General features: G+C 50.6%; 23 protein-coding genes and 1 pseudogene. 8 read left to right on the top strand and 16 right to left on the bottom strand.

Going from position 1 to position 24,060, the window contains the following annotated elements; all coding sequences use genetic code 11:
• The 12 genes and pseudogenes from KG631_RS06180 to murJ all read right to left on the bottom strand — a co-directional run bounded on the left by KG631_RS06180 (position 1) and on the right by murJ (position 11,768).
• A complete protein-coding gene (locus KG631_RS06180; protein WP_213996735.1) occupies positions 1-519 on the bottom strand; it encodes a PilX N-terminal domain-containing pilus assembly protein in 519 nt (172 codons plus the stop codon).
• On the bottom strand, positions 497-1,477 hold the full coding sequence (locus tag KG631_RS06175) for a prepilin-type N-terminal cleavage/methylation domain-containing protein (protein ID WP_213996733.1): 981 nt from the start codon (positions 1,475-1,477) through the stop codon (positions 497-499). The genes KG631_RS06180 and KG631_RS06175 overlap by 23 nt, the downstream gene beginning before the upstream one ends.
• The gene (gene pilV / locus KG631_RS06170) at positions 1,474-1,890 is read right to left on the bottom strand and encodes a type IV pilus modification protein PilV (protein ID WP_213996731.1); all 417 of its coding nucleotides are present in this window, start codon (positions 1,888-1,890) and stop codon (positions 1,474-1,476) included. The genes KG631_RS06175 and pilV overlap by 4 nt, the downstream gene beginning before the upstream one ends.
• A 14-nt stretch (positions 1,891-1,904) precedes the next feature.
• Positions 1,905-2,522 (bottom strand): GspH/FimT family pseudopilin, encoded by a 618-nt coding sequence (locus KG631_RS06165; protein WP_213996729.1) that lies wholly within the window; start codon positions 2,520-2,522, stop codon positions 1,905-1,907.
• 144 nt (positions 2,523-2,666) lie between these two features.
• Positions 2,667-3,389 carry a LytTR family DNA-binding domain-containing protein gene (locus tag KG631_RS06160; protein WP_213996728.1) on the bottom strand — a complete coding sequence of 241 codons (723 nt, stop codon included), beginning with the start codon at positions 3,387-3,389 and terminating at the stop codon, positions 2,667-2,669.
• Positions 3,386-4,426, bottom strand: coding sequence for a histidine kinase (locus KG631_RS06155; RefSeq protein ID WP_213996726.1), 1,041 nt, complete (start codon positions 4,424-4,426; stop codon positions 3,386-3,388). Before KG631_RS06155 ends, KG631_RS06160 begins: the two co-directional genes overlap by 4 nt.
• Before the next feature lie 43 nt (positions 4,427-4,469).
• On the bottom strand, positions 4,470-5,399 hold the full coding sequence (gene ispH / locus KG631_RS06150) for a 4-hydroxy-3-methylbut-2-enyl diphosphate reductase (protein ID WP_213996723.1): 930 nt from the start codon (positions 5,397-5,399) through the stop codon (positions 4,470-4,472).
• A 4-nt stretch (positions 5,400-5,403) separates the two neighbouring features.
• Entirely contained in the window at positions 5,404-5,841 is a 438-nt protein-coding gene (gene fkpB, locus KG631_RS06145) for an FKBP-type peptidyl-prolyl cis-trans isomerase (RefSeq protein WP_213996720.1), read from the bottom strand.
• On the bottom strand, positions 5,838-6,338 hold the full coding sequence (lspA, locus tag KG631_RS06140) for a signal peptidase II (RefSeq protein WP_301003634.1): 501 nt from the start codon (positions 6,336-6,338) through the stop codon (positions 5,838-5,840). The genes fkpB and lspA overlap by 4 nt, the downstream gene beginning before the upstream one ends.
• Positions 6,338-9,165, bottom strand: a pseudogene (gene ileS / locus KG631_RS06135) (isoleucine--tRNA ligase). Before ileS ends, lspA begins: the two are co-directional and overlap by 1 nt.
• 23 nt (positions 9,166-9,188) lie before the next feature.
• The gene (gene ribF, locus KG631_RS06130) at positions 9,189-10,139 is read right to left on the bottom strand and encodes a bifunctional riboflavin kinase/FAD synthetase (RefSeq protein WP_213996719.1); all 951 of its coding nucleotides are present in this window, start codon (positions 10,137-10,139) and stop codon (positions 9,189-9,191) included.
• A gap of 54 nt (positions 10,140-10,193) precedes the next feature.
• A complete protein-coding gene (gene murJ / locus KG631_RS06125) occupies positions 10,194-11,768 on the bottom strand; it encodes a murein biosynthesis integral membrane protein MurJ (RefSeq protein WP_213996718.1) in 1,575 nt (524 codons plus the stop codon).
• Positions 11,769-11,943: 175 nt separating this feature from the next.
• Here murJ and rpsT point away from each other — a divergent pair, with 175 nt between their 5' ends.
• Entirely contained in the window at positions 11,944-12,213 is a 270-nt protein-coding gene (gene rpsT, locus KG631_RS06120; protein ID WP_097111893.1) for a 30S ribosomal protein S20, read from the top strand.
• Positions 12,214-12,274: 61 nt separating this feature from the next.
• On the opposite strand, the gene KG631_RS06115 is transcribed toward rpsT, so the two are convergent.
• The gene (locus KG631_RS06115; RefSeq protein WP_212682410.1) at positions 12,275-12,574 is read right to left on the bottom strand and encodes a metalloregulator ArsR/SmtB family transcription factor; all 300 of its coding nucleotides are present in this window, start codon (positions 12,572-12,574) and stop codon (positions 12,275-12,277) included.
• A gap of 127 nt (positions 12,575-12,701) precedes the next feature.
• Positions 12,702-13,079 carry a response regulator gene (locus tag KG631_RS06110; RefSeq protein ID WP_213996715.1) on the bottom strand — a complete coding sequence of 126 codons (378 nt, stop codon included), beginning with the start codon at positions 13,077-13,079 and terminating at the stop codon, positions 12,702-12,704.
• A 151-nt stretch (positions 13,080-13,230) separates the two neighbouring features.
• Here KG631_RS06110 and KG631_RS06105 point away from each other — a divergent pair, with 151 nt between their 5' ends.
• The gene (locus KG631_RS06105; RefSeq protein ID WP_213996712.1) at positions 13,231-14,571 is read left to right on the top strand and encodes a M20/M25/M40 family metallo-hydrolase; all 1,341 of its coding nucleotides are present in this window, start codon (positions 13,231-13,233) and stop codon (positions 14,569-14,571) included.
• Between the two features lie 8 nt (positions 14,572-14,579).
• Here the strand turns inward: KG631_RS06105 and KG631_RS06100 are convergent, their stop codons facing one another.
• On the bottom strand, positions 14,580-14,954 hold the full coding sequence (locus KG631_RS06100; protein ID WP_213996705.1) for a hypothetical protein: 375 nt from the start codon (positions 14,952-14,954) through the stop codon (positions 14,580-14,582).
• 291 nt (positions 14,955-15,245) lie between these two features.
• Here KG631_RS06100 and KG631_RS06095 point away from each other — a divergent pair, with 291 nt between their 5' ends.
• Both KG631_RS06095 and smrA read left to right on the top strand, forming a co-directional pair.
• Complete coding sequence (locus KG631_RS06095) at positions 15,246-15,533, top strand: hypothetical protein (RefSeq protein WP_213996701.1); 288 nt, start codon at positions 15,246-15,248, stop codon at positions 15,531-15,533.
• A 96-nt stretch (positions 15,534-15,629) separates the two neighbouring features.
• A complete protein-coding gene (smrA, locus tag KG631_RS06090) occupies positions 15,630-16,205 on the top strand; it encodes a DNA endonuclease SmrA (protein WP_213996700.1) in 576 nt (191 codons plus the stop codon).
• A 363-nt stretch (positions 16,206-16,568) separates the two neighbouring features.
• On the opposite strand, the gene KG631_RS06085 is transcribed toward smrA, so the two are convergent.
• Positions 16,569-17,489 (bottom strand): glyoxylate/hydroxypyruvate reductase A, encoded by a 921-nt coding sequence (locus KG631_RS06085; protein WP_213996698.1) that lies wholly within the window; start codon positions 17,487-17,489, stop codon positions 16,569-16,571.
• A gap of 176 nt (positions 17,490-17,665) precedes the next feature.
• Between KG631_RS06085 and KG631_RS06080 the strand changes: the two genes are divergently transcribed.
• From KG631_RS06080 to KG631_RS06065, 4 genes are all read left to right on the top strand, one after another.
• Positions 17,666-19,405 (top strand): lysophospholipid acyltransferase family protein, encoded by a 1,740-nt coding sequence (locus tag KG631_RS06080; RefSeq protein WP_213996695.1) that lies wholly within the window; start codon positions 17,666-17,668, stop codon positions 19,403-19,405.
• A 114-nt stretch (positions 19,406-19,519) separates the two neighbouring features.
• Positions 19,520-21,043, top strand: coding sequence for a DUF3300 domain-containing protein (locus KG631_RS06075; protein WP_213996684.1), 1,524 nt, complete (start codon positions 19,520-19,522; stop codon positions 21,041-21,043).
• Between the two features lie 173 nt (positions 21,044-21,216).
• Complete coding sequence (locus KG631_RS06070) at positions 21,217-23,064, top strand: bifunctional acetyl-CoA hydrolase/transferase family protein/GNAT family N-acetyltransferase (RefSeq protein WP_213996680.1); 1,848 nt, start codon at positions 21,217-21,219, stop codon at positions 23,062-23,064.
• Positions 23,064-23,981, top strand: a complete 918-nt coding sequence (locus KG631_RS06065; RefSeq protein ID WP_213996675.1) for a histone deacetylase family protein — start codon at positions 23,064-23,066, stop codon at positions 23,979-23,981. The genes KG631_RS06070 and KG631_RS06065 overlap by 1 nt, the downstream gene beginning before the upstream one ends.
• Positions 23,982-24,060: the final 79 nt, after the last annotated feature.

The raw sequence follows: 24,060 nt of genomic DNA, 5'->3' as shown, positions 1-24,060 counted from the left end.
TCAGCGACGCCAGATAGTTTGTAAGGTTACTTCAGCCCGGCCCGGTGTTGCCGGAACCCGGGCGGTAATCCGGAAAGTCGGTTGTAAGCACCCTACCGGTGGCGTGGTAGCCCTATCGCAGTTGGGTGGGAATGCCCAGTCACCCATATATTCAACAATATAATTAGCCGGATTAGCCAACCCGGTATTCATTGGTGGTGCACCTAACCAGGTTACCGGTACACCCGGCGCCCAACGATCAGCCTGAGCCGGATCAGGAATATCATAAAACCCGGCGTTATTAATCAGCGCCACCGGGCCACCGGGCAGCGGCGCATTTTCTAATATGCGCTCTGCCACCAATAACGCAGCTTCCGCCTGCTGCAAGGCAAGCTGACGGTCATGCAAATTACCGGTCATTTGTTCCTGCACTGTGGTGCGTTTCATATTACTGACAGCTAGCAATGTTATCGCCAGCAGCAACAGTAAACTGACGACTAAGGCGACGCCTTGTTGTTTAGAATATAACTTGTGCACCATTACCCCCTAACCTGTTGCGGAGCGACACCAGAAAACTGATATTTCGGACATTGTCGGGCACTTCAAGCCCGCGCATTACAGCATCATCAAGTTGCACAGTGACATTTACCGCGATAATCCGGCCCCAGTTATTACCAGCAGTAACCTCTGCCGCGGTTTCAAAATTCATGGTAACCCCGTTTAAAAAAGCCATTTGCATATCATCTACCCCAAACAGCACTTCTTCACTCACCTGAGTATCACCTATTAACGATGCCCGGTATAACGAATGGACAGCACCGTCATCCTGGCTCGGCGCAACAAACCAGGCTATTGATTCAAAGCGCATAAGCATAGCGTTGTTAGTAAAGCCCCGGGTTGGAGCAGTCCCGGGAACCCAAGGGGAAATGAAACCCAGATTAGTATCTGCATTTAAGCCGCCTAAAGCATGGGTTATCGTATCTCCGACTGCAGTCGTTACCTGAAAAATACTGGCGGCATTTTCATCACAGGCGATGGCTATCTCACCGGCATCAACCACCGAGTTAGCATTTAGTATAAAGGTGGAGCCATCATAATTACTGATTGAGTTACTGTTGCCAGCGGCGAACATAACCCGTAATGCCTGAGTATCATTTTTGGGTGCCAGACCGTTAATAGCCGGTGCTGGCGCTGCCATGCCAAAAATACCTGAACCATTACGCCAGTCTGCCCAGGCCGGCCGCACCCCATCGATTGCGATAATATTGGCCGCCCAGGGGGAGTTATTGCAACCAGAGAAACCCGCATTGCGAATATCCTGCGACATTAACTGAAAACTCAGTCTGGCGGTATTTTGCAGTTCACTTAACGCCATATTGGCCCGACTAGTCGCCTGATTGGCAATAAAAACCCCAATTACCCCACCCAGCACCAGTAAACCCAGCACCATGGCGATCATTAATTCAACCAGTGAAAAACCCTGCTGCTTAATTTTCATGGCATTACCTGCGTTACTATTTCATTCTCAGCATCTAACCGTTCGTCACCCCAGCTGATCGTCACGGTATAGCGATCTTCATCCCAGCTTACTACCGGACAGGCATCCTGCCGGGTGGCGGCTTTTACGTCCAGTACCCAACCCGCGGTGCCAAGATCTGTGCTGCCGACACAGTCACTAAAAGCATAATTACCCAGCCGGGCCTGCTCGGGATTGGCTCTTAGCAATTCAGCAAGCGTATCGGTTAAAATGACGGCCATAGTGCGCTCCAGTGAGCTGTTGGTATTGCGCATGCTGGATGTTTGTAGCGCTGCAACCCCTAACAGGCCAATGCCCAGCACTAACACTGAAACGAGCACTTCCAACAGCGATACACCTTGTTGTTTTTTTAAACCTAACGGATGTTTTCTCATCGTGAACACCTTAATCAAACCGGATTGGCCGGCGCTGGACAACTGTCTGCCACATTATTACTGACCACGCGGGTGCGGCCGCCTGAGCGCAATTCAATGTCCCGACTGTTAGGATCAGTCTGGCTGCTGGGCAGGCAAACCCGCAACACACCATTTAATGCAGTATTAGCACTGCCGCTGCGGATTAACCCCTGTGGACTGAACCGAATGGCACTGCCGGTACTGTCAAACGTTGCCTCTACCACACTGCTACTTGTAAGAACGGTTAAATTTGACGATAACATCAAACCGGTAGCAATTGGCGTGGCGTCAATAGTGCCTCGCACCAGCCAACCCTGCCAGCCCGCTGCCGGTGCTGCAGAGCAAGTAGCGCCATCAGCAGAGTGACAGAAAATCATGCTCTGATTTTGCTTTATGGCTTCTGTCCTGGCTAAAATAAGACCGGCCAGCAGATCGTTAGCCTGCGCGGTAAGCCGGTTCCCATTTACCAGGCTAGCAAAGCTAGGCACGGCTACCGTTAGCACAATAGCCAGCACGGCCACTGTCACCATTAGCTCAATCAGGGTAAAACCACGTTGCCTGCCAGTCTGTAAGTGCGGGTTTTGCCTGCTATATGTAACCACTAATGCCATAGTGTTTTCCATTTTAGGGTTATTAAATAAGTAAAAACTTTTTTGTTAGCGTCACCCTAGCAAAACAACAGGGCTATGCCCATGCTGACACCGACTAAAGGCTTTTTCAGCCGATAAACGGTATAAGCCATTTCGCGGACAGCGCTAACCCAAATTAAGCTTTAATGCCTGTCTTACCTGACTAAGCGCCCGGCGACTGACTTCCAGCCGGTCGTCCAGCCCGGTTAATTCGATATAGTGCCTGCCATCGGGTGCAGCGCGAAGTGCACTGAAATACTGTTTGTTAATCAGGGTACTGCGGTGAATTCGCACCAGTTGCTCCGGAAAACGTTGTTGCAGCTGACTTAATGTATGCTCCAGCAGCGCCTCACCCTCAGCAAATACCATCCGCACGTATTTACTGTCCGCGCTGAAGTATTGTACTTTGCTCAAACTGATTTGCCGGGTAGCCGAACCAAGCTGATAACTTATCACTTGATCTTTTGCCGGCGCCCGTTCCAGATGAGCCCGGGTGCGATTGCCCAATCTGGCGAGCGCCGTCGTCAGCCGCTCAGCAGAAACTGGCTTTAAGATATAGTCGGCCGGGCATACCTGATAGGCATCCAGCGCATGTTGCGGGTGGGCAGTCACAAAAATTATCGCCGGTGGCAGCGGCTCGCTGGCCAGCTTAGCAGCCAGCTCCAGGCCATCGCCACCGGGCATCGCAATATCCAGCAACAACACATCAGGTTGCAGCTGCTGATACATCGCCAGCGCCTGCTGGCTGTTCTGCGCTTCACCAACACAACTGAATTCTGCGACAGCAGCAAGTAGCCGTTTAAGTCGGGCGCGGGCCAGCGGCTCGTCATCTACAATAAGTACTTTCATCCGTTAGCGCCAGGCTGGGTTTTCGGTAGCACCAGTTTAACCCGGAATTTACCATCGACAATACTGCGGTTTAAACTGGCACCGTCCCCAAAATACAGCTGTAATCGTTGCCGTATATTGGCCAGGGCCACCCCATTGCTGCGGCTTTTATCCAGCGCTGGAGCGAATGGATTACTGATAAGTATGGTCACAGACTGGCTGCTGCTAATAAGCTCAATATCGATGCTGCCACCGTGTTGGCAGCTTTCAATACCATGGCGTACCGCATTTTCCAGTAGTGGTTGAATAGTCAGCGCCGGCACCTGCAACTTGGGGATAGTGGTTGGCAGTTGCCAGTGTTGCTGCATCCGTTCCCCAATCCGCCATTGCTCCAATGCCAGGTATTGCCGGGCCAGCGTTAACTCCTCAGCCAGACTGATTTGCTCACCGGCATGCATTGCCGCCCGGAATAAATCGGCCAGATTTAGCAGGGCCTGTTCAGCAGCCTGACTATCTTGCTGCGTTAACTCTGCGGCGGTGTTGAGACTATTGAACAGAAAATGTGGTTGGATCCGCGCCTGTAACGCGCCCAATTCAGCCCGGCTTTGCGCCGCAAGTTGCTGGTTGCGCTCGGCGTGCATCAGGCCCAGCTGAATGGCCATCAGCCCGACAACCAGTGCAATCATCAGATTAGCCAGAATAAAATGCAGAAAACTTTGAGACAGTAATACACCGGCATCGTGCAGCCAGAGCCACGCCAGGCAACTGATAAGTGCAGTGGTTAGAAAAAGTAACAGCAGGCAACTTGCTGCAATGGTTAAGGGCTTTTGCCGGCTCAACAACGGCCGCAATTTGCAGTAACCATATCCGGATAACAAGGCTATCCAGTACACAAACAAACTGATCAGGCCCAAACGCTGCCAGGGGCTTTCCAGCGTACCTGGTGCAAACGCCAGTAGAATGGCCACAGCCTGCGCCAGCACCAGCACCCTGAGCGCCATCCTGCCGTGACACAGATCAGGTAGCGGGTAAGGTGTTGCATTTGCTGCTCTGTTCACCTTAACTCCTCAGCCGCTACTCACTTAGTGCTTAAGCCATTGTTTAGCGCAGTTCAGCTGGAATAGCGAATACCACGTTTTCCGGCCGGCCCGGGTTTTCATTTACCGTGCGGCCCCCCCACATCTGCAGCTGCGCAACCACTTGCTGCACCAGCACCTCAGGCGCGGATGCCCCTGCAGTAACCCCTACCGCTTTTACGTTTTCCAGCCAACTTTGCTGAATATCATTGGCGGTATCAATTAAATACGCAGTAGAACCCATTTTTTCAGCCAGCTCACGCAAGCGGTTTGAGTTACTGCTGTTTTTGGCCCCTACCACCAGCAATAAATCGGCTTTTGACGCTAAATCACGTACCGCGTCCTGCCGGTTTTGGGTGGCATAACAAATATCGTCTTTACGTGGGCCGTCAATATCGGGAAAACGCTGACGCAGCGCCGTAATTACATCGGCAGTGTCATCCACTGACAACGTAGTCTGGCTGGAATAACATAACTGGGCCGGATTCTTCACCTGCAACCTTGCTACATCTTCCACTGATTCCACCAGGTAGATACCGCCCTCCGGGTTATCGTACTGGCCCATGGTACCTTCGACTTCCGGATGACCGGCATGGCCAATTAAAATACATTCAATGCCTTTGCGGCTGGCCCGGGTCACTTCCATATGCACTTTGGTCACCAGCGGACAGGTCGCATCAAACACTTTTAAACCGCGCTGCTTCGCGTTCTCCCGCACAGCCTGTGATACCCCGTGCGCGCTGAAAATCACGATATTGCCATCGGGCACTTCATTCAGCTCATCCACAAATACTGCACCACTGCGACGCAGGCCATCAACCACAAACTTGTTGTGAACGACTTCGTGCCGCACATAAATGGGATGCTCATAGAGTTCCAGCGCCCTCTCAACGATACTGATGGCCCGGTCAACCCCGGCACAAAAACCACGCGGATTGGCTAGTAAAATATCCATTGGTTCAGCTCACTTTTACAATTTCGACGTTAAACGTCAGCGTTTGTCCGGCCAGCGGATGGTTAAAATCAACGGTGACAGAATCTCCAACTACATCTCGCACCAAACCGGGCAGTTCTGAGCCATCTGGCATGGCAAAGCCAATTATGCTGCCTACTTTTGCCGGGGCATCACTGGAAAACTTACTGCGATCAACATAGTAAATATTGTCCGGATTGGGCATGCCGTAGGCGTCCTGCGGATCGAGGGTGAAGGTCTTTTTACTGCCTTCCGCCATGCCCATTAAATGGGCTTCAAACGCCGGTGAAATACTATGATCACCCATTTGCAGCTTAGCCGGTTTATTGTGCACCCGGGTACTTTCTGCCGCACTGCCATCGGTCAGAGTAATATCAAAATGAAACAGCACGGTACTGTTCGCGCCAATTTGAGCTTTCGTCATGCTTTAACCTCTGGTTTACTGCTAAAACTATCCCAAATTAACAACACTGCGCCAATAAAAATTACTGAGTCTGCCAAATTAAACACCGGGTAACTCCAGTCTTTATAAAACACGTGCAGCATATCGATGACATAACCGTAAATAACCCGGTCAATTAAATTACCAATGGCGCCGGCTAATACCAATGCCAATGCCAGACTAAGCTTTTGCTGTGCCCGGCCAACCCTGCTTAGCCAAATGGCAATGACAATACTAATTACCACGGCAATTCCGGTAAAAAACCAGCGTTGCCAGCCACCGGCGTTACTTAAAAAAGAAAACGCCGCGCCTCTGTTGTAAACATGAGCCAGCTCAAAAACGGGTAACAATGGAATGCTACCCTGATAAGGAATAGCATGCAAAACCCACTGTTTTGAGGCTTGATCCAGCATAATAAATAACAATATCAGCCACCACCAGTGCCAGCCGGTTTCTTTTAGCAACCGCAGCAACCACATCAGGCAAACTTCCTTTGCTCGCCGCTACCGGCGACATTACTGACACAGCGTAAACAGATACCCGGGTGGGCAGCATCGGCACCAACATCATGCCGGTGGTGCCAGCAACGTTCGCATTTAGCAGCAGCTGACGCCGTTACCAGTACTTTTAAGCCGGCAATATCAGTGGCAACCGCTTGCTCTGGTGCCGGTTCACTGCTTACCTGCGCGGTAGAGGTAATTAAGGCAAAACGCAACTCATCACCCAGTTTACTCAGGGCTTCTGCCAGTTCAGGGCCGGCATACAATGTAACTTCAGCCTGCAACGAGGCACCAATTCTGTCCTCGCGCCGCGCCGCTTCCAGCACTTTATTAACTTCATCCCGTACCTGCAGCACCTGCTGCCAGTAGCTATCGTCAAACTGACCGGCCGGAACGGTAGCGAGCACGTCATACCAGACATCTGTAAATACATATTTACTGCGCTCGCCTGGCAATGCCTGCCATATTTCCTGGGCAGTAAAGCTCATAATTGGTGCCATCCAGCGCACCATGGCCTCAGCGATATGATACAAGGCAGTCTGGCACGACTTACGGGCGATACTGTTCTGATGCGCGGTATACTGGCGGTCTTTAATCACGTCTAAGTAAAAGCTACCCAGCTCAATAGTACAGAAATTCATTAGTTTCTGGCTGACCTGGTGGAACTGATAGTTGTCATAGGCGTCAACAATTTCCTGCTGCAATTTGGCAGCACGGCTGACCATCCATAAATCCAGCTCAACCATTTCACTAAACGGTACCCGATCCGTTGCCGGATTAAAGCCATTCAGGTTTGCCAGCAAAAAGCGCGCAGTATTGCGAATACGCCGGTATTTGTCGGCGGCCCGGTTCAGAATTTCATCTGATACCGTCATCTCAGAGGTGTAGTCCGCTGTGGCGACCCATAACCGCAAAATATCCGCGCCCAGTTTGTTCATGACGTCCTGTGGTGACACCACATTGCCTAGTGACTTAGACATTTTGCGGCCTTCACCGTCGACGGTAAAACCATGCGTCAGCACCTGACGATACGGGGCATGGGTTTTACTGGCAACGCCGGTCATTAACGATGACATAAACCAGCCCCGGTGCTGATCCGACCCTTCCAGATATAGATCAGCCTGTTTGGCATGATTAAACTCCGGACGCTGATCCACCACAAAGGCATGGGTTACCCCAGAGTCAAACCAGACATCCAGGGTATCACTTACTTTTACGTACTGATCTGCATCAGCACCCAGTAACTCGCTGGCCTCTAAATCAAACCAGGCCTGAATACCGCCCTGCTCAACTTTCTTCGCGACTTGCTCCAGCAAGGCCTGGGTATCCGGGTGCAAGGCGCCGGTATCTTTGTCAACAAACAGCGCAATGGGTACGCCCCAGGTACGCTGGCGTGAAATACACCAGTCCGGGCGGCCGGCTACCATTTTTTCGATGCGCTGCTGCCCCAATCCGGGATCCAGCGGGTGTGGCTGATTTCAGCCAGCGATTTCTGCCGTAAGCCCTGTTTATCCATACTGATAAACCACTGTGGCGTCGCCCGGAAAATTATCGGCGTTTTATGGCGCCAGCAATGTGGGTAGCTATGTTTATAGGCTTTGTGCACCAGTAAGGCGCCGGCGACTTTTAACGCCTCAACCACACTGTCGTTGGCCTTAAACACATGCTGACCGGCAAACAGCGGCGTGTCTGGCAGGTAAACACCATTAGCGCCAACCGGGTTGGCGACTTCCAGACCATATTGCTTGCCGACCACAAAGTCTTCCTGGCCATGGCCTGGTGCGGTATGCACACAGCCGGTGCCTGATTCTGTAGTAACATGCTCACCTAAAATAACCGGCACGCTGAAGTCATAAAGCGGATGGCGCAACTGGGCCAGCTCCAACGCCTCACCTTTGCAAAAACCGAGCGCATGGTAGTGTTCGATATTGGCTCTGGCCATCACGTCAGTAACCAGATCGGTGGCGATAATTAACCGCTCCGGGCCATTCGGGCCCTGCTCAACCTGCACCAGGCTGTAATCCAGTTTGGCATTAACCGCCACCGCCCGGTTCGCCGGAATAGTCCAGGGGGTGGTGGTCCAGATCACGACCGATACCGGGCCCTGGCCACGATGTTGCTCCGGGTGATCAAATTTATCCACCAGCTGCTCATCGACCAGCTTAAAGCGCACATCAATCGCCGGTGAGACTTTGTCCTGATACTCAACTTCAGCTTCAGCCAGGGCTGAGCCACAGTCTGTACACCAGTGCACCGGTTTAAAACCCTGCTGCAAATGACCGTTGTCGATGATCCGGCCCAGCACCCGGATGATATTGGCTTCAGAGCTAAAATCCATGGTCCGGTACGGATTATCCCAATCGCCTAACACGCCCAGGCGGACAAAGTCGGTTTTCTGGGCTTCAATCTGGCTCTGGGCATAGTCACGACAGTGCTGCCGGAATTGTGCCACCGTCAGCTTGGTGCCAGGCTTACCATGTTTTTTTTCTACCACCAGCTCAATCGGCAGGCCATGACAATCCCAGCCAGGTACATAAGGGGCATCGAAATCTGACAGTGTTTTTGCTTTAACAATGATGTCTTTCAGAATCTTATTAACAGCATGACCAATATGAATATTGCCATTGGCATAGGGAGGGCCATCGTGCAGAATAAAACTTTGTTTACCTTTTTTAGCCTGACGAATTTGCTGATACAGGCCATCCGCCGTCCACTCTGCCAGCATTTTCGGCTCGCGCTGAGCCAGATTACCACGCATGGCAAAGGCCGTTTCAGGCAGGTTAAGGGTATGCTTATAATCGCTCATCCGTTTTATTCCGTTTTAAAAAGTTAGCGTACGCTGCTGGCCGTTATAGCCAGGCGACTAAAATACGTTTTGGCAGCATGCATATCTGCCGTAATTTGTTGTTGCAACGCGGTTAAATCGGCAAAGCGCTGCTCGCTCCGCAACTTATGCCGCAAGGTTACTGCAATCTGGCTGCCGTATAAATCAGCTTTAAAATCGAAAAGGTGTGCTTCAAGTTGCTCACGCTGGCCCTGCACCGTTGGCCGGTTACCAATATTTGCCACGCCCTGAAAGCTGCCGTATTTTGTTTCAGCGGTAATGGCGTAAACCCCATGAACCGGTAACTTGCGCCGATACAACCAAACATTTGCCGTTGGAAATCCTAAATCCCGGCCCAGTTTGCGGCCATGCCGCACCCGGCCGGTAAGGGTAAATGGCCGGCCAAGCATCGTCTCAGCTGCGGCTAAATCATCATGTTGCAACGCCTGGCGGATCAGGGTGCTGCTGACCCGCTGCTGACCCAGCATTAAGCTGGACGTGCTGGTTAAGCCAAACTGATAGCGCTCGGCAGCCAGAGCCAGCATGGCAAAATCTCCGGCGCGGTTATTACCAAACCTGAAATCGTCACCGACAATCAGTTGCTGCACACCCAGTTGTTTCAGCAACAGCTGCTCAATAAATATCTCAGGCTGCATAGCCGCAAAGCGCGGGTTAAAGCCAACACACAGTAAGCGGTCAATCCCCAATCGTGCTAACGCGTTATACTTTTCCCGAAAACGGCTTAAGCGGGCTGGCGCAGCGCTACCGGCAAATAGCTCCAGTGGCTGTGGTTCAAACACCATCACACAGGACGGTAATTTCAACTGCGCGGCAATGGCCTGCACTTTTTGTAACACAGCCTGATGCCCCAAATGGACACCATCAAAATTACCGATGGTCAACACGCAGCCATGATGCTGAGGTTGAATATTGTGTAAGCCGCGAATTAACTCCATGCCTGCCTTAAGGTTGCCGCTACTGCATATAAACGTGGCATTATAACCACTAACTTAATTGCTTTCAGCAACAGTTTGCACTCGAAAATCGGATAATCGCACCCCAAGCAACCATAACATGGCAAAATAGCTGACAATACCCAGCACACACAATAATGCCAGACGAATAACCTGGGTCCAGAAATCCAGCGCCAGCCAGACAGTAAACGCCGGACTTAACCAATACAAGCCGCCGGCCATCAGGCAACTGGCCAGGACAATTTTTGCCAGAAATATCCAGCTGCTTTTACTAACCTGAAAGACCCCTGCCAACGCCAGGCCCCGGTAAAGTAAAAATGCATTTAAACTGGCTGACATCGCCGTGGCCAATGCCAGGCCGACATAACTGAGCCAGGGTGCCAACATTAAATTCAATACCATATTGGCTATCATGGCAATGATACCGATCCGAACCGGCGTTTTAATATCCTGCCGGGCATAAAAACCGGGCGCCAATACTTTAATCAGCATAAAACTCAGCAAGCCGGTGGCATAGGCCATCAAACTGTATGACACCATCATCACGTCTTGCTGGCTGAATTCGCCGCGCATAAATAGCAGCATAATAATTGGTTTGGCCAGGACAATAAGCGCGGCCATTGCCGGCAAGCCGAACATCGCCACAAACCGGATAGCCCAGTCCAGGGTGTGCCGGAACCTGGCGCCACTGGCAGTGGCATGGTGGCGTGACAAATTAGGTAAAATGACTGTCGCTATCGCAATACCAAACAAGCCCAGTGGAAACTCGATCAGTCGGTCAGAATAGTACAGCCAGCTTACTGCGCCGGTTAATAAAAAAGAGGCTATCACCGTATCCAGCAGTAAATTTATCTGGCTAACCGATACCCCAAACAATGCCGGTAACATCAAGGTACGGATTTTTTTGACATTAGGGTCGCGCCAGCCCCATTTTGGCAGCACCAGTAACCCGGCTTTCGCTAAGAACGGCAGTTGAAACAACAACTGCACGAGGCCGCCGATAAATACGCCCCAGGCCAACGCCATGGCCGGTTCACTCAGCTGCGGTGCCAGATACCAGGCCGAGCCAATGATGGCAATATTTAAAAATACCGGGGTAAATGCCGCCACGGCAAAGCGGTTGTATGTGTTAAGTACCGCGCCGCTAAGCGCCACCAGACTGATAAACCACAGATAAGGAAAAGTAATTTTTAACATCAGGCTGGCCAGCTCAAACTTATGGGCTTCAGGCCCGTCATTCAGCCACTCAATAAACCAGCCCATGCCGAATAGCAGAGCGATCAGCGGCGAGGCTAACACGCCAAATAAGGTGACCAACGTGACAATGACACCGAGGGTACCGGCTACTTTGGCAATCAACTCCCGCACAGCATCATCACCATGCTGGGCTTTTACTTCACTTAATACCGGAACAAAGGCTTGCGAGAAGGCACCTTCGGCAAATAAACGCCGTAAAAAGTTAGGAATACGGTTAGCGAAGAAAAATACGTCAGCAGCCGCCCCTGCGCCAACAAAGTTAGCCACCACCACATCACGGATTAAGCCTAACACCCGTGAAATCAGTGTCATAGCACTGACAATTAAGCCAGATTTTAATAGTTTCCCCGACACCCGCCACTCCTTTATTTGCGTCCGGGCTATTTTGGCCCGTTATCACTACCGATTACCAGTAGCTGCAACAATTTAATTACTGTACTTTCCCATTAAAGCATTTGACAACGGGCCATTAAATAGGCATATTATGCGGCCTTTAAAGAGTCCGGTTTTAGTTTTTAGGAGTGTTACCTTGGCTAACATTAAGTCTGCTAAGAAGCGCGCAATTCAATCAGAAAAACGTCGTCAGCAAAACGCCAGTCAACGTTCTATGATGCGTACTTTCATCAAGAAAACCTACGCAGCGGTATTAACTGCTGACGTAACCGCTTCAACTGAAGCGTTCAACAACATGGTACCTGTAATTGATCGTATGGCGGCTAAAGGCCTGATCCATAAGAACAAAGCAGCACGTCATAAAGCTCGTTTAAATGCGCATGTTAAGGCATTAAAAGCAGCTTAATTGATAGTATCCAACAAAAAAGCCAGCGCAAGCTGGCTTTTTTGTTGGTGTCGTTAATGTATCAGCTACAATACAATTTATGCATCAAAGCAATAAGTTGCTCCGCTTCATCACTGCTTAACCGATAATAGACAGTTTGCGCAACTTTACGGGTTTTCACCAGTTTATGCCGGCGCAGCAACGCCAGATGCTGAGACAGCGCAGACTGGCTTAAGTCGAGTTTGTCATTAATATCCCCAACCGACATTTCACCTTCCAGCAAGTGGCATAAAATTATTAAACGTCGCTCATTCGACACAGCTTTTAACAGTTTCACTGCTTGTGCTGAATTTTCCAGCATGTCATTCAAGTTCATTTTCATTTCTCTGGCTTTCTGTATTTGGCTGATTATTACCGATTAGACCAGAATGCGACAAGATAATCATTCTTGTTTAACAAGTTTAAACATTAAACGAACATTAAATAAGCAAAAAATCTAGTATTCACAGCTAATGCTGGAGGGACTGTACTAAATTACATATTCGTTTAGCCGAGAAGGGCTTTACTACAAAGGCATTAGCGCCACCGGCAATCGCATCCTTAAGATTTTCTACACTGGAGTAGGCAGACACCATAAATACCTGAGTCTGGTTATCCAGCTGTTTGAAACGCCTTAATAATACTTTGCCATTGATGTCTGGCAGCTGAATATCAAGAAAAACTAACTGAGGGTGAAAAGTGGCAAACAGCTGAGCCGCACTGGCACCATCCGCCGCTTCATATATAGTGGTAATACCAAGCTGCCCCAGGATCTGGCGCAAATATTCCCGAACGGTTCTGGTGTCGTCTACCAATAATGCGGACGTGTAAGAGTGTTGAGCTTGCATCCCTGAAGCCTTATTGTCGAAATTCCGTACCAAACTTTTTACCCGCAAGACTCATCCTGAGCACAATGCATTTCACCGCCCGCTGCTAGGGCGGGTATAAAAAACATGCTAGAGTCGAGATAATGTAACAATACTAAGGCAGAATGAAAAGATGAAATTGTGGCTAACAACAATAATTGCAGCAACAAGCTTTGCCATCAGCGGCAGCGCTCAGAGCAATGAGCTGGAACTGAATAACGATCTGGCCTATAAGCTGGTGGAGTCCCTTACCGTTGAAGTTGGCCCAAGGCTGGCAGGCAGCGAAGCTGACGCCCGTGCCGTCGCCTGGGCTGAGCAAAAATTTAACCAGTTAGGTTTTGATAAAGTATGGACTGAACCTTTTACCATGCAATACTGGGAGCGGGGCAATGCCAGTCTGCGGGTTGAAGCTCCCTTTAACCAGGCGCTGGTACTGACTGCGCTGGGAGGGTCCGTCGGCACCCCTTTTGACGGCATTACCAGCCAGGTAGTGATGTTCGATAACATGCAACAACTTCAGCAAGCTGATCCGGCTGAGGTTAAAGACAAAATCGTTTTTATCAATCAAGCCTTGCGCAAAGATATTCGTGGCAGCTTTTACGGCCAGGTTGTTGGTGCCAGAGCTCAGGGCGCCGTTGAAGCCGCTAAGCTGGGTGCCAAAGCTATTATTATCCGTTCAGTTGGTAGCAGTAATAACCGCTTTGCCCACACCGGTATTATGCGATATGCCGATGATGTGCCTCGGATCCCGGCAGCGGCTATCTCAGTACCTGACGCCCAGCAGCTGAGCAAAATGCTGGCTCTCCATCCTGAAACCAGTTTAAGTCTCAATATGAAAAATAACCTGCCGGGCGAAGTCACCAGCCATAATGTGATTGCTGAAATTACCGGCAGCAAACGTCCTGATGAAATAGTGCTGATTAGCGCACATATTGATTCCTGGGACGAAGGAACCGGCGCGCTGGATGATGGTGCCGGGGTCGGTGTAGTGATGGCAACCGCAGCCCTGTTGAAACAACACAAACCAGAGCGTACTATCCGGGTGGTTTTATTTGGTAATGAAGAAGGTGGCCTGATTGGTGCGCGTGCCTATGCTGCCCGCCACGCCGCTGCATTGAAAAACCATGTATTTGCCTCTGAGTCAGATTTTGGTGCTGGCCGGGTCTGGCGCTTTGATACCGGTTTTGGTGAACAGGCGTTGGCTTTTGGTTCAGACCTGCAACAACAACTTAAGCACCTGGGTATTGAAGCTGGCACTAATACCGCGTCTGGCGGGCCGGATGTTTCAGTATTAAAAGCCCTCGGCGTGCCGGTCGCCTCGTTGCAACAGGATGGTACTGATTACTTTGATTACCATCACACACCCAACGATACCCTGGATAAAATTGATCCGGCCGCACTGCAGCAGAATTTGCAAGCCTGGCTGATAATGACCCGGATCATTGCCAACAGTACGGTTGACTTAAGAGAGTAACGCTACAGTTAATTCAACAGCGCCGGGCGGTGCCGGCGCTGCATCGAGCGGGTAACCCACAACTGAATCCCAACGATCAGCAAAATAACCGCAGATGGGTAGTACAGCTGACTGAACGGTAGCACAAAAATAATCAGCGCCAACAGCAGGCAGGCAAAGGGCAGCAACTCATAACCCCAAAAAGGTACCGGGCCTTTTTTGCGCTCGGCAAAAACGTCATCTTCCCGCCGGTGCTCTGAGCGAATGATCCAGACTAACGCCCCCGCCAGGAACAATAATGCGCCCGACGCCACCCCAGTTACAGACGGCAATAACATCATACTGACTAAACCAGCAACCATGTAACTGTACGGCAATGGTTCATATATTTTAGTTGGTAGCACAGCATCACCTTCTAATATCAACCAGATTAACTGTACTAAGTATAGAAGCCTGACAGCGATTTGCTGGTTTTTTATACAAACCCATGCTTACTTCGCATATCAGATTAGCTTTTCTAAGCAAAAATGAAGCATTAACCGCTACAAATCATCCTGTTAACTGACATAGCCCGCTCTGCCACACCAATAGTCATTAGATAATGTAATACTTAAACAGCAAAATTACTCAGTTGATGAAATGTTAGCCGCTGAGCATAATGCGCGCCATTGCAGTTAGCGTTGTGGCGGTACAGTATGGAAAATATCATGTATGACATTATCAGCTGGGTTGGTTTAACCATTTGTATCGGCGCTTTTTTTATTAAAGACGTATTCTGGCTCAGATTAGCCACACTAATAGGTTGCAGCTTATTGTTTGTCTATTACAGCCATATTGCTATTCCACAGGGAGTTATCTCTAACCTGTTAGTGCTGTTAATTAATGCATATTACTTAATCCGGTTTGCCAGCGCCCGCAGAAAAGCATTAGCTGAGAGTAAAAGGTTAACCCCGGGCCCTGTCACATTAACAACTGAAAATTAGCCAATAGCAGCAGGTTCTGCCCGGGCTTTTTTCAGACCGGGCGACAGGCTATACTTAACCGCGCGACGAGCACATTGCAGTAGTAGGAGCCGGTATATGCACGATAATGAACTCGATCTGTTTCTGCAGGAAATGGCTGATGTCAAACCCTTGTCGCAGGATGAAGTGCGTCAGCAGGCCGAATTCAGCCCCACCTTAGCGCAACAGGCCCGGCGCAAAGCGGCAGAGCAGGAAATGGAGTATGACCCCAACTATCTGAGCATGGAATATGTTGATTTAGTGAAACCGGACGATCCATTCGCGTTTTGCAAAGACGGTGTTCAACAAGGGGTATATCGCAATTTACGGCTGGGCAAATATCAGCTGGACGCCACACTTAATTTGTTGGGTAAAACCCTGACCGAAGCCCGCAGCCAACTACTGCACTTTATTGAAGACTGCCACAAACGCGGCATTCGTACCTTATTAATTCATCATGGAATGGGCCGCAACAGTAAGCCACACCCGGCAATATTGCGCAGCTATGTGTTTAAATGGTTACCCCAGTTGCCCGCGGTACTCGCCGCACACACCGCCCAACGCCAGCACGGAGGCTACAGCGCCACCTATGTCTTATTGCAAAAGAATGCTGAGCAAAAACGGCAAAACCGGGAGCGGCATAGCAAAAGCTGAAAGGGCAGCGTTAAAGCACCAAGGGGCCAGTGCTATTAACCGGCTTACACCGACAACAACACTAACCCCTTGATGTTTGGTCATTCCACTTGACCGAATCTTTTCCTGCAGCCGTAAGTTTAATTAACCTTTCAGATTAACAACCAGGCCGCTTCGGCTTTGGTCAGAAACGCCGACAGTGCCATAAGACACACAACAACGGCGATTGCAGTAAAGCCAAAACCACGACTGGACGCTTTACTCATAACATACCTCAGTGACGCATTTTTTTCTTTTTATTAGAATTTCAGTTTAAGTTTCCTTAAACCGTTGCAGAGTGTAGTTAACTTGTAACATATTTACAATAACTGTGTTTTTAACCAGTTAGTAGCCTCTGACGACGTCTACCGGGTTAAGCAATGCGCTGCCTTGCTGAGCGCGGCGGTAATTGTCTGCAATCTGACTGACAACGGTGCTGACATTCGTTACCGCCGAAACATGCGGTGTAATCAGCACCGCCGGGTGCTGCCATAGTGGACTGGCTGACGATAACGGTTCCTGCCGGAATACATCGAGGCAGGCCGCTGCCAGCGCCCCCCGCTCCAGTGCCGCAAGTAAAGCCTGCTCATCTACAATGGCCCCCCTTGCGACATTAATAAAAATGGCAGCGGGCTTTAACGTGCTGAAAAAATTCTCGCCCAGCAAGTTCTCTGTTGTTGGCGTTAGCGGCAGCAGACAAATAACCACGTCTGCCGCGGCGACAGCCTGAGCCAGTTGTCCTTCGCCAGCAAAGCACTGGATATTTTTCAAGCTTTTGCCACTGCGCGCCCAGCCAGATACCTGATAACCTGAACCATAAAAATGATTTGCAACTGCCCCACCCAGCTCACCCAGCCCGAGCACTGCAATATGGTTCAGCTTGCGCGGGCTCTTTGGCCGCCATACAGACTGCTGTTGCTGGCGGCTAAACACATCCAGCTGCAACCGGTAATAGTTCACTACCCCATCCAGATAGCCGATCATCGCCTCAGTAAGCGCGGGATCTACGATCCGGCTGACTGGCAGGTTCGGTAAGGTTGGATCAGCGAGGATCGAGTCGACACCCGCACCAAAACACTGAATAGCCTTTAAATTAATCAGACCATTCAGACAACCATGAGGTTGTTTCCACACCACGGCAAATTCCACCTCTGCCGGGTCGTGCAGCTCAGGCCAGATTTCAATCCGGGTATCCGGCAAAGCTTGCTGCAGTCGCTGTTGTAAGTCATCCAATTTTCGATCAGGAATGATTAAGGCAATACTCATAAACGCATCCAGGTAAGTTGCTGACAGACAGTTTTCTTTGATTCTAGCGCAAAAACAGCACTTGCAGCGACTGCAGCAAACTTCCGAAAACTGCCATAAAACTGTCGCGCCGTTGTCATATTGCAGGGTTAGCCTGCAGGTACTGGCCATTACACCGGTATTATACGGGAGGTTCTATGTTTAATGTCGAGCAGGTTATTCAACAACAAATGCCTGGGATCACGGGCAAACCCTGGCTGTATAAACCGGTAAAAGGCGCCCTGAGTTATTTGCTGCATGAACAGGAGTTTGCCGCGTTCAGTCAGCAATATCCTCATCTGCAGGGCCTGGACTTTGTGGAACAGGTCCTGGACTACTTTAACTTCAGTTACAGTGCCCGCGACACTGAAATTGCCCGGATCCCATCCAGTGGCAAAGTGGTGATTATTGCCAACCACCCTATTGGTTCCTTAGATGGCCTGGCATTGATAAAACTGATCAGCGATATCAGGCCTGACGTCAAAATTATTGCCAATCAGTTATTAATGTCAGTGACGGCACTGCACAGCCTGCTGTTGCCCGTCAATAATATGGAAGGCGGCACTGAGCGGGGTCGCTTAAGTGAGATCAGAAAACATTTGCAGCAGGACGGGGCGCTGGTGTTATTTCCGGCTGGCGAAGTTTCACGCCTGAAACCAAATGGCGTGCGCGATGGCAAATGGCATAACGGTTTTTTGCGTTTTGCCAGCAGTGCTAAGGCCCCGATATTACCGATTTACATTGATGGCAGAAATTCTGCGCTGTTTTATGGCGCGTCGATGCTTTATAAACCGCTGGCGACGATGCTGTTGGTCCAGGAAATGTTTAAGCAACAACGCAAAAACATCACCATGCGCATTGGCGAGCAAATTCCGTTTGACAGCTATGGCCAGTTACCGCTATCGACCAAAGAGCAGTTAAAGCTGTTTAAAAAACACTTATACCGGCTGGCCAAAGACAAAGCCCCGTTGCTGCGGACCCAAAGTACTATCGCTCACCCGGAATTGCGCAGTGAACTGAAAGCCGATCTGGCAAAATGCCAGCAATTGGGCACAACCAGCGACGGCAAATTAATTTATTTATATCGACATCAGCAAAGCTCGGCTTTGATGCGGGAAATTGGCCGGTTACGTGAACAGGCCTTTCGGGCAGTAGGTGAAGGTACCGGCAATAAACGCGACATTGATAAGTATGACAGCTACTATCACCATCTGATTCTGTGGGACCCGACCGAGCTGGAAATGGTTGGCGCTTACCGGCTTGCTCCCAGTGCCGAGGTTATGGCTAGTGAAGGAGCAGGCGGCTTATACACTGCCAGCTTGTTTCATTATAACCAGGCTATGCAACCTTACTTAGAACAGGGGCTGGAATTGGGCCGCAGCTTTATTCAACCGCGTTATTGGGGAAAACGCAGCCTCGATTACCTGTGGTATGGAATTGGCGCCTATTTGCAACACAACCCACAGGTCCGGTATTTATTTGGTGCCGTCAGCATTTCTGCCAGCTACCCGCAGACGGCCCGTGATTTACTGGTCTACTTTTACACCCTGTATTTTGGTGTAAAAAACAGCCCAGCCCTGGCTAATCAGCCTTACCTGCTATCGCCTGAGCAACAACAAAGCCTGCAGCAGCACTTCAGTGGTAACGACTACAGTGCTGACTTTAGCCAACTCAAGCACCTGTTGGCTAACATGGGTCTGAACGTACCTACCTTATACAAGCAATATAGCGAATTGTGCCAGCCAGGTGGGGTCAGCTTCCTGTCTTTCAGCACAGATCCAGCCTTTGCCGACTGTGTAGATGGGCTGGTATTAGTAGACCTGCAGCAACTGAAACCCGCTAAACAAGACCGCTATCTGACTCAGGCGGCAAGCAAACGCAACGTAAAGGCTGTGTAAAGATCAAACGAAGTTCAGTTGGCATTAAGTCTCAGCTGCCTATAACCTCTATACTTGTGTAACGTGCCGTCAATCTGATTGGCGGCAATACCGCCCACTGTGGAGGAAACCACTATGTATAGCACCGGTTTAAGCTTAAAAGCCCTGTTACTTAGCGTGCTGCTGGCCTTTAGTTTCAGCACTAAAGCCAGTGATACCTTGTCTCAGGCAGAACTGGATCAGATACTTGCGCCAGTAGCGCTTTATCCTGATACCGTCCTGACCCACGTGCTGATTGCCGCCACTTATCCGCTGGAAGTCGTTCAGGCCGCCCGCTGGTCAGAACGCAATTCAGACTTAAGCGGTGATGCTGCCGTGCAGGCTGTTGCCACAGAAGACTGGGAACCCAGTGTTAAAGCGCTGGTTGCCTTTCCTGATTTGCTACAACGACTCAGTGACGACTTAGACTGGACGCAACAACTCGGTGAAATGTTTTTAACCGATGAGGCTGCCGTTCTGGCCAGTATTCAGCAACTGCGTGAGCGTGCTTATCAGCAGGGTTCGTTAGACAAAATGAAGCACTTAACGGTGCAGCGCGAGCGTGAGGTAATTGTTATTGAACCGCGCCGGCCGGAAGTGATTTACGTACCTTATTACGACACCAGAGTAGTATATGGTAACTGGTGGTGGTCATCTTACCCTCCGGTATACTGGCATGCGCCCCGCGGCTTTCATGTCAGCAGCCACTTTTACTGGGGCCCAAGTTTTACCGTACGGCCATCATTTTATTTCAGCATTTTTGACTGGCATCACCGCCATATTGTGGTTAATCATCACTATTATCACAAACCACCGCGTTATTACCCGCGTCGCAACAAGCATTACACCGACGCCCGGCGCTGGCAGCACGACAGCTACCACAGACGCGGCGTGCATTACCGGCACGAAGTGTTAAACCGGCAGCACAACTTTGGCTATGCCCGCCAGGTTACTAAAGAATACCGGGCAGAAACCGGCAAGCGTCGCGAACAACAACATCGCAATCAGTACAATGCTAACCAGCAAAGTCGTGAACACCGCGATATGCAGCGTCCAGTGATGCAACGGCGAACCGCTGAACAGGTTAATTTACGGCAGGCTCCGGCGGCGACAGCCAGCCGCCAGCTGAACAGTCAGCAGCGGGCTGAACGGATTGAGCGTGCAGAGCAGCCGCAGTTTAATAGCCGCGAACAACAGGCAAACCGGCAACAGCAAGTAAGAACGACGGTAACCCGGCCAATGCAAACCAGCATACCGAAAAATGCTGAGCGGCAGCAAGTGGTGCGCCAGCCACAAGCACGGCCGGAGCAACGGACAACACCGGTAACCCGGCCAGAACCGCAGGTTCAACGCAGCCAGCCACAGCGTCAGGTGCAGCCGCAACGTCAGGTACAGCCGCAACGTCAGGTGCAGCCACAACGCCAGGTACAGCCGCAACGTCAGGTGCAGCCACAACGCCAGGTACAGCCGCAACGTCAGGTGCAGCCACAGCGTCAGGTGCAGCCGCAACGCCAGGTGCAGCCGCAACGTCAGGTGCAGCCACAGCGTCAGGTGCAGCGCCCGTCACCCAGTACCAGCCGAGAGGTCCGCAGTAATCGCGACGCCCGTAGCATTCAGTAGCTGGCAGGGGTAAATTACAGGAATATGAGCCAGGGTTACCCAACCCTGGCTTTTTATTGCGACTAAAGTTGGGGCTGGTAACGCTTCAGACAGTGCTTTAAAGTATGATTTACCGGGCATCTTCGGGTTAAGCATCTATTTCAGGTAACACATATAGTTCAGGTAACAGATCTATGGCCATCGCTTCGCTAAACTGGCAACAGCTGCTGAAATCGGGCAACCGCATTTTTATTGGCTCGCATGCCGCGGTGCCGGTAGCGCTGATCGACGATTTAATCAATCATGCCAATAGCCTGCACGATATTGAAATTGTCCAGCTGGTCACCCTGGCTGATAACAAATGGGCCGAGCCGCAGTACCAGCACCTGTTCAAGGTAAACACCTTTTTTATTGGCGGCGAAAAAATTCGTCAGGCCGTGGCCGAAGGCCGGGCCGATTATACACCCTGTTTTATGACGGATATCCCGGCGTTGTTTACCGATGGGGTTCTGCCATTAGACGCTGCCCTGATAATGGTAAGCCCGGCAGATGAACATGGCTACCACTCCCTTGGCGTCTCAGTTGATGTGGTCGCTGCCGCCGCTAAAGCAGCGAAAATTGTGATTGCTCAGGTTAATCCGCAAATGCCGATCACCTATGGCCAGTCTTTTATTCATCGGGATGATATCGACAGCTTTTTCTATGCGGATCAGCCCCTGCCTGAAGCGGCGATGCCGGAGCTGGATGCCCGTACCGAACGAATTGGCCAGTATGTGTCATTGCTGGTAGAGGATGGCTCTACCATTCAGTTGGGGGTTGGCCGCATTTGCGCCGCGGTTACTCAATACCTTGGCAACCACAAAGATTTAGGCCTGCACAGTGAAATGATCACCGATGGCGTACTGGGGCTGATTAAGAAAGGCGTGATCAATAACCGGCGCAAAACCTTTCATCCAGGTAAAAGCGTGGTTAGTTTTTGTATTGGCAGCAAGGCGCTGTATCAGTTTGTTGACCAAAATCCACATATTGGGTTTTATCCCAGCGAGTATGTAAACTCGCCAGCCAATATCGCCCGCAACGACAAAATGGTCGCAATAAACAGCGCCATCGAAGTTGATTTAACCGGTCAGGTGGTCTCAGACTCTATTGGTCATCAGTTTTACAGCGGTATTGGCGGTCAGGTCGACTTTAGCCGCGGCGCATCGATGAGCAACGGCGGCAAACCCATTATCGCCCTGCCCTCTACCGCCAAAAACGGCACGGTTTCACGCATAGTACCGCATATTCAGCAAGGGGCCGGGGTCGTCACCAGTCGTGGCCACGTTCATTACGTGGTTACCGAGTTTGGGGTAGCATCTTTGCGCGGTAAGAGCGTCCGCGAGCGGGCTCTGGAGCTGATTAGAGTAGCCCACCCGAAATTTCGCAGCCAGTTGCTGGCGGAAGTACGTAAATTTTACTGGGTACCGCATTACCAGTTACAAACGCCGGTCGAGGTCGCGGAACTGGGCGCTGTTGGCTTTAAAGAACTGCTTATTGATGGCGAAAGTTTCGATTTACGGCCTCTAAATCCGTCAGACGAACGTCGGTTGCAGGAGTTTTTCTACTCCCACACCAAAGAAACCCTGCAAATGCGTTACAACACTGTCCCTACTCAGATGAGCCGGGAAAAATCCTGTACCCTGGTCAGTGTCGATCAAACTGAAGATTTAGCACTGTGTATTGTAAAACAAAAAGGCTCGGTGGTAGAAATTCAGGCTGTTGGCCGCTATTACCTGATCAAAACACATAACAGTTGTGAAGTAGCCTTTGTAACCCGGGAAAAACATCAGGGCAAAGGCATGGCAAAACGGCTGCTGCAGGAGATGGTTGATATAGCCCGCAGCCGTAAATTAAGCAAAATGACAGCCTATGTCCGGGCTGAAAATAAACCGATGCTCAGCGTCTTTACTAAAGCCGGTTTTAAACGCAAAGGGTATGACGACCCGTCCGAAGTGTATCTGGAACTTGATTTAGGCTTGCCCGCAGCGAAAGGAGTCAGTTAATGGCCATTACTGTTTTTAGCCACGCTGTGTGTCGCCAGCACAGTGCCGGTGATGATCATCCCGAATGCCCACAGCGGCTGGATGCCATAAACGATCAGCTTATTCGCTCTGGGCTTGATTATGTCTTGCAACAAAAAGATGCCACACCGGCCAGCCACGCCGATTTATGCCGGGCCCACAGTACCTTGTATGTCAGCGAGCTGTATGCCAAAGCCCCAGCCGAAGGCCATATCTGGCTTGATCCTGATACTCAAATGATGAATAAAACCCTGCAGGCAGCCCTCTATGCCGCCGGCAGCGGCATTAATGCCGTTGACGAAGTGATGCAGGCCAGCGATAGGCAGGCATTTTGTGCCATTCGCCCGCCCGGCCACCACGCTACCCATGACCAGGCAATGGGCTTTTGTTTTTTTAATAATATCGCCATTGCAGCCGAATATGCGCTGAATCAATATCAGCTTAAGCGGCTGGCCATTGTCGATTTTGACGTGCACCATGGCAACGGCACCGAAGATATTTTTAAAAACGAGCCCAGAGTATTATTTTGCTCGTCTTTTGAGTATCCGTTGTACCCGCACACCGGCGCGGATACTGTGTCAGACCACATTATAAATTTACCGCTGCCCGGCGGCTGCAAAGCCAGCCAGTGGCGCTCAGCGGTCAGCAGCGAATGGCTGCCGGCTCTGGATGCCTTTGCCCCAGAGCTTATTCTGGTATCGGCCGGTTTTGACGGCCACGCCGAAGATGAGATGGCGCACTTTATGTTACGTGAAGACGACTATCACTGGCTGGCGACCGAGTTAAAAGGCCTGGCAAATAAGCACTGCCAGGGCCGGGTCGTTGCGATGCTGGAGGGCGGTTATGCACTAAGTGCGCTGGGGCGCAGTGTAGTGGCCTTCTTAAAAGGCCTGATGTAAGCAATATCTGCCCTGATAAACCAGGCGCTTAGCCCCAATTTTATTGATACAGAACAAAGTAACCGGCTGTAACCCGATA

Origin of the sequence: Arsukibacterium sp. (assembly GCF_018402695.1) — a bacterium.
Taxonomy (GTDB): Bacteria; Pseudomonadota; Gammaproteobacteria; order Enterobacterales; family Alteromonadaceae; genus Alishewanella.
Note: the sequence above shows the minus strand (reverse complement) of the source record. Positions and strands in the feature narration are given on the sequence as shown.